Annotated in this window: 4 protein-coding genes; 2 read left to right on the top strand and 2 right to left on the bottom strand. The window is 36.4% G+C overall.

What is annotated here, in order from left to right; all coding sequences use genetic code 11:
* Both H593_RS21195 and H593_RS0103655 read right to left on the bottom strand, forming a co-directional pair.
* Positions 1-3984 (bottom strand): PKD domain-containing protein (locus H593_RS21195; RefSeq protein ID WP_051229612.1); only part of this gene is annotated, 3984 nt, incomplete at its 3' end.
* Between the two features lie 29 nt (positions 3985-4013).
* Positions 4014-4475 carry a hypothetical protein gene (locus tag H593_RS0103655; RefSeq protein WP_028871186.1) on the bottom strand — a complete coding sequence of 154 codons (462 nt, stop codon included), beginning with the start codon at positions 4473-4475 and terminating at the stop codon, positions 4014-4016.
* Between the two features lie 226 nt (positions 4476-4701).
* Here H593_RS0103655 and folE point away from each other — a divergent pair, with 226 nt between their 5' ends.
* Positions 4702-5379 carry a GTP cyclohydrolase I FolE gene (gene folE / locus H593_RS0103650; RefSeq protein WP_028871185.1) on the top strand — a complete coding sequence of 226 codons (678 nt, stop codon included), beginning with the start codon at positions 4702-4704 and terminating at the stop codon, positions 5377-5379.
* A gap of 90 nt (positions 5380-5469) precedes the next feature.
* Positions 5470-6951, top strand: a complete 1482-nt coding sequence (gene cysS, locus H593_RS0103645) for a cysteine--tRNA ligase (RefSeq protein ID WP_028871184.1) — start codon at positions 5470-5472, stop codon at positions 6949-6951.
* Positions 6952-7082 lie beyond the last annotated feature (131 nt).

Genomic DNA, 7082 nt, shown 5'->3' with positions numbered 1-7082 from the left:
TTGCGCAAAACCATCTGCCAATAAATCATCACAGACCTCCAATGGCGTTGGTGATGCCCCTAATTGTGGTGTTGGATTAACCTCTAGTATTAATTCTACAATCGTTGCGCAGTTAGTCGCTATCGTTGAGCTTTCTACACGCACATAAATCGTTTGTTGGTCTTCTACAATATTATTGTATGGACTCGCTAATGGGTTCACATTGTTATTTGCATCTGCCATAGTCTCATGGTAACTTACCGTTAAACTGGGATCGCCTCCTGTAATTTCATTATCCATACTCCCTAAATCAAATACCCCAAAACCATCACTGTCTGGATCACAATCTTCTAATGGTGACGGTGGGTTGGCGATTGGTGCTTGCTGTACAACTAATTCTAATGTGGTCGTATCATAACAACCTGTATTGATATCTTGTGCTCTTACGAATACAATTTGCCCATTGGCTGTATTTGTATATGGGATTGGTAATGGATCTACATTGTTATCTGCATCTATTAGACTAATATGGTAACTTACTGAGTAATTTGGATCGTTACCAGTGACTTCTATGTTTTTTAATGTTAAATCGATACTCGTTATTCCATCTGGTGTGCCATCGTCACAAACTTCTAAAGCAGTTGGAGCGAAAACTATAGGCTGTGAGTAAGAAGTCACTGTTTGTGAAGTTGTTGTTGGACATGTGCCATTATTGGTTATATAATCAACAGTATACACTGCATCAAATGGTCCTCCTGTTATGGTTCCTGTTGCTGAATCAATAATAGCTCCATTTAAAGGATCTGGATTAAATGAAAAGGTTCCACCTGGCAATCCTGTAACTGTTGCAGTCGCTCCGTCACAAGTTGGTGAAAGGTTAAAACTAGAATTATCTTCTGGAAAAACAATTACCGTTTGTGCTACTGTTACTGGACAATTTCCTGTAGTTGTATAATCTACGGTATAAGAAACACCTGAAACTCCATTGGTAATCTCACCTGTAGCAGGATCAATTAAAGCTCCATCAGTTGGCTCTGGATTAAAATTAAAAGCACCTCCTGTATCTCCCGTTATAGAAGCTATAGCGCCTGTACAATTTGGCGTAAATGTGAATGAGGCATCTTCCGAAGAAAAAACCGTTACTGTCTCACTTGTAGTTTCCGCACAAGGTCCTCCTGTAGTATATTCTACTATATAGTTTGTTCCTGAAACTCCTGTAACTAATCCTGTAGCGGCATCTATCGTTGCCCCATCAGTAGGAACTGGATTAAAAGCAAAAGCACCTCCTACATCACCTGTAATAACCGTTGTAGCTCCTGCGCAAGTCGCTGTTAGAGTAAAACTAGCGTCTTCAAATGGTAAAACTGTTACTGACTGATTAGCCATAGCCGGACATGCACCCGCTACTGAGTAATCTACTGAGTATGTAGCTCCTTGAATTCCGTTTGTTATCGTTCCTGTAGTGGGATCTATTATAGCCCCATCTGTTGGGATTGGATTAAACGAAAATACGCCTCCAGTATCTCCTGTAATTGTTGCGGTTGCTCCATCACATGTTGGTATTAGAGAAAAAGATGCATTATTAGATGGAAGCACAGTAAACGTTTGTGTCGTTCCTGGACTACAAGCATCAGCAAATTCATAAATTACATTATATGTTGTATTTGAAACTCCATTAGTTACAGTACCTGTAACCGAATCTATAACTGCACCATCCGTAGGTTGTGGGTCTTCAAAAGTAAATACACCTCCAGTATCTCCGATGATAGTCGCTATTGCTCCATCACATGTTGGTGTCATAGTAAAAGTAGTATCAAATACAGCTCCAACAGTAATAATTTCAGTATCGTCAACAATAACTGTACAAAGATTTCCAGGAATAGTATATTCAACACCATCAATCCAAAGTTGACCTTCAATTCTCTCAAATGTCAATGAATTAGTCGAAGCGCCAGTAGTGAAAACGATATATTCTAAAACATCTTCTGTTCCAGTACTATAATTTAAATTGGCTACACCATCTGAAATGATCATATCTCCTGTAACATTATTTCTGGCTAAGCTTATAATTATATCTGTTCCAATTGGCACATTATTTTCTAATGTTACTGTTAGTAAAGGTTCTGCAGAAGTTATTCTCGCACAATTTGTACCACTAGCGGCAGTACCGGCAGGATCAATTGGACCAAGGGCGTTAGCTGTGTTAAAACCACCAATGGCTGTTAGTGCATTGCCAATGACATCTGGCGTTCCAAGAGAAACGTCAATAAGATTTAAGGTTTGGTCTGCTGTTGGCGCGGTAATAGTTACTGTTGCATTACCTGTTCCATCCAATACCACAGTTTGTACCGCTCCTCCATTAATGGTATAGGTTACAGAAGCATTTGCTGTTCCTGTAATATTGAAAACCGCATCATCTCCATCGCAAATAGTTGCAACTGTTGCTGCTCCATCTGCAGTAATATCTTCTGCCATATCGATACAAACTTCTTGTGTGTACTCACATCCAAAATCATCAGTAACTCTATACGTATAACAATATGTACCCGCGGTTACAGGTGCTACAGTAATTGTAGCACCTGTAATGTTCGTAATTGAAGGATCTGTATCCCAACCTTCAGAAGTTATTACAGGTGTAAACGACAGTTCTGGTGGTTGAATATTTGGATCGAAATTTAATCCCCAAGAAAATATATATCCATTATCTATTCCAATATTATCAACAATCTCGATACACCAATCTCCATTTAAAGGACTACCAATTAAGGCATTAAAAGACTCTACTGGTAAATAGGTTCCTGGTGCCCAAGAGTTATTAGGTGGATTTGAACCTGCAATAACAGTATTTGCATTTTCTAGCAACGTTGTTGCAGACATGGAGAAGCAATAATCTGCACCTACTCCTGGTACATTATTATCCAAATTATCAGCACCTCCAAAATAAATACCGCCTCCTGCTTGTGTAAATAAATCTGCCTCTTGACCGTTTGGAGATATAATTCTAATATCTAAATCTCCAGAATAAGAATGCTCCATATTAACACAGATATCAATAAGTTGATTAACATCTGTTAATACTTGATCTGACTCAAAACAATCTACAGTAATACAAGTTGTATAGACTGCACCAGAACCATCAGGTAAAAATGTAGTTCCACTTACAGGTGGCGTACAATCGTTTGCAAAAAGTGTGGGCGTAACAACACCATCAATAGTTGTTGTTTCTCCAAAGCATAAATCTGTATTTGCAGCACCAGTACCCGAAAAACTAGGCTCTGTGGCTACTTGAATAACTTGATTTATTAAATTAGTATTAGCACATCCCAAAGGATCTGAATCTGTATTGGCATCTCTTATGTTCAAATTTACAATGTAAACACCAGGAATTGCATAAGAAAAGGTTGCTGTTTGACCTGCAACTGTAGTACCATCTCCTAAATCCCATTCGTAGTTAGCTCCTGCTCCATCAAATTCAAAAACTCCACTTCCTGTTAACGTAATATCCTCATTAGGACATACTCTAATATATCCATCTCCATTAGGAGTCGGCACAGCAGAATCTAATTGAGACACTACCGTTTGACATGGTGTAAAACAGGATATGTCTGCTGCCCAACCTGTGGTTGTTCCTGCAGCATCCGACACAAATTGGATGGTTAAACAACCAGACCCATTATCATCTGTCGCCGTAACTGTTCCAGGAGAGTTTGCCCCATCGGCTACATTAAAAACAGGCGCAGCTACACTATCACCATTATAAATCGTCATCACATCTGATCCCAGTTGCGTACTAAATTCTGTAAATATTAATCGTACTAATTGCCCTGGGTTATCAGGACAAATTGTTATTACTAAATCTTCATTGCTTGAGTATGCTCCTCCTACTCCACCAGAATCATAGAATGTTCCAGAACAACCGGTAACTGTACCATTTTGCATGAGAATATCTTGAGCGTAGGTATTAAGAGAAAATAATGTAAAAATTATGAGTAATGCCTTTTTCATAGCTTGTAGTATAAATGGATAATTAAATTTTATTTGTATTGAGATTCGATAATGATAAAGTAGTTGGTATTATCCACTCTATACATCTGCGTTCCGCGGGAATAAAAATTAAATAAATACTTTAATGGATTAAAATTTTGAGGATTAAAATTAGCGTCACGTTGCAAATCAGAAACGTAGTAATTCATTAAAGGCACCTCTGATAATAAAGCACACTCTTTTTGATCACTAGGATTAGGAATATTTTTAATCTCAACTCTGTTTCGAAGAATGTTTTTAATATCCTTTAAACGTTGTGGTTTATCTAATATATTTTCATGAGCTGTAGAACTATAAACCTCTGTAATCCATCCTAATTCTGAACTCATTAAAGGCGCACTCACATTAGCATTATAATGGATTGTTTTTTGTTTTCTTGATTGCGAAAATAGTGACGTAGACACTAATAGTGTAAAGATCAATATTAGAGGGAACAGAAATTTTGGATTCATGGTTGTTTTGTTTTTTTAAGAAGCGGAATTTAAGAAAATTTTAATAAATAAACTGTTAAATCGGATATCATGTAAGCTCATTCCGATTATAGACATATAACATGTTAAATTTAAAAAACCCTACCCTACTCTCGTTTTTTTTTATTGTTTATCTTTGCATCCTCCTTTGGAAAAAGGAATGATTATTTTAATTAAAAGGAATTTAAAGATCTACGAAGTATAACAAATGAAAATAGAAAAAGATATTCAAGACTATGACGCTATTGGAGATGACCATGTTGGATCATCATCTGAAACGCCCTTACGACATGACGCTTTTGAACTAACGTCATCTGAAAAAATTAATATTATAAAAGAGGATGTTAAACACATTATGGAAACATTAGGACTTGACTTGGCAGATGATAGCCTTAAAGGGACACCAAACAGAGTTGCAAAAATGTTTGTAAACGAAATATTTGGTGGACTTGATCCTGATAAAAAACCAAAAGCTTCTACATTTGATAATAAATACAAGTATGGAGAAATGCTCGTTGAAAAGAACATTACGGTCTATTCAACTTGCGAGCATCACTTACTGCCAATTGTTGGAAAAGCTCACATTGCTTATATTTCCAACGGTACCGTCGTTGGGCTTTCAAAAATGAATAGAATCGTTGATTATTTTGCAAAGCGTCCACAAGTACAAGAACGCCTTACAATTCAAGTCGTTAAAGAACTTCAAAAGGTTTTAAATACTGAAGATGTAGCCTGCATAATCGATGCAAAACATTTGTGTGTTAATTCTAGAGGCATAAGAGATGTCGCGAGTAGTACCATAACTTCAGAATTTGGAGGTGTTTTTAAAAGCAAAGAAACCAAACGAGAATTCTTAGATTACGTAAGCCTCGATACTGCGTTTTAAGCTTTCTTTCTTCCGAAGAAAAAAATAAAATGTTAGCTTTGACTACTTTAATATATTTCAACACGAATAGAAATTTAAACACCTAGCACTATGCACTTGTACGAAGAGCAGAAGATTCAAATTTATAATACTCTTAGCGGAAATAAAGAGGTCTTCACACCTATTGAAAACGGTTACGTCGGCATGTATGTTTGCGGACCAACGGTGTATAGTAATGTGCACTTAGGAAATGTAAGGACGTTTATGTCTTTTGACATGGTGTTTCGTTATTTAAAGCATTTAGGCTTCAAAGTACGCTATGTTAGAAATATTACAGATGCAGGACATTTAGAAAATGATGCCGATGTTGGTGAAGATAAAATCACTAAAAAAGCACGTTTAGAAAAAATTGAGCCTATGGAAGTTGTTCAACGCTACACTGTTGATTTTCATAACATCTTAAATATTTTTAATTTCTTACCACCAAGCATAGAACCTACCGCTACTGGTCACATTATAGAGCAAATTGAGCTTATTAAAACGATTATAGAAAATGGTTTTGGATACGTTGTTAATGGCTCTGTTTATTTTGATGTGCATAAGTTTAATGAGACTAATAACTACGGAATTTTAAGCAAGCGCAAACTCGAAGACCTTATCCATAATACAAGAGCTCTTGATGGTCAAAGTGATAAGAAGAATCCACAAGATTTTGCATTATGGAAACGTGCCGAACCACAACATATCATGCGTTGGCCTTCGCCTTGGAGTGATGGTTTTCCTGGCTGGCATTTAGAATGTACTGCAATGAGCACAAAATATCTTGGTGATAATTTTGATATTCATGGTGGCGGAATGGATTTAAAATTCCCACATCATGAATGTGAAATCGCACAAAGTGAAGCTGCTAAAGGCAAAGCACCTGTAAACTATTGGATGCATGCTAATATGCTTCAATTAAATGGGCAACGCATGTCTAAATCTACAGGGAATATTATTAATCCTGAGGAATTAATTTCGGGAAATAACGCTATTATGTCTAAAGGATATAGTCCGAGCGTAATCCGATTTTTTAATGCACAATCGTCTTACAAAAGCGTGTTAGATTTAACAGACGATGGATTATTGGCTAGTGAAAAAGGATTCTATAGATTAATGGATGCTGTTAATCTTCTGGAGGATTTAAAAGCTGGTGACGCATCAACATTTGATGTTAAACAATGGCGTCAAAACTGTTATGATGCGATGAATGACGATTTCAATTCACCAATACTAATTGCGCATTTATTTGAAGCTTCTAAACAAATCAATCAAATAAATTCTGGTGGTGCTTCATTGACTTCGGAAGATTTAGAACTACTTAAAAGAACGATGTTAGAATTCACTTATGATGTTCTAGGGCTAGAAAACTCTAGTAAAATAAATACTGGAACCGATAAATTACAAGGTGCCGTAGAATTATTAATCCAACTAAGACAAGATGCAAGAGCTAATAAAGATTTTGCGATGTCAGATAAGATTCGTGATGAATTAGCTGCAAAAGGCATCCAATTGAATGATGGGAAAGATGGGACAACGTTCTCGACTAATTAAATATAAGGTTGTTTTTTTGTTTTATTGTGGCTAACTAACTAAAATGGTGCTTTGATTTAAAAATTAGATATATTTAGAATTCACTCTAAATCCACAAGCATGCACGTTTATTCATTTGAAAAAACAGAAGT

The organism is Psychroserpens burtonensis DSM 12212 (assembly GCF_000425305.1).
Taxonomy (GTDB): domain Bacteria; phylum Bacteroidota; class Bacteroidia; order Flavobacteriales; family Flavobacteriaceae; genus Psychroserpens; species Psychroserpens burtonensis.
This window is presented reverse-complemented; position numbering and strand designations above follow the sequence as displayed.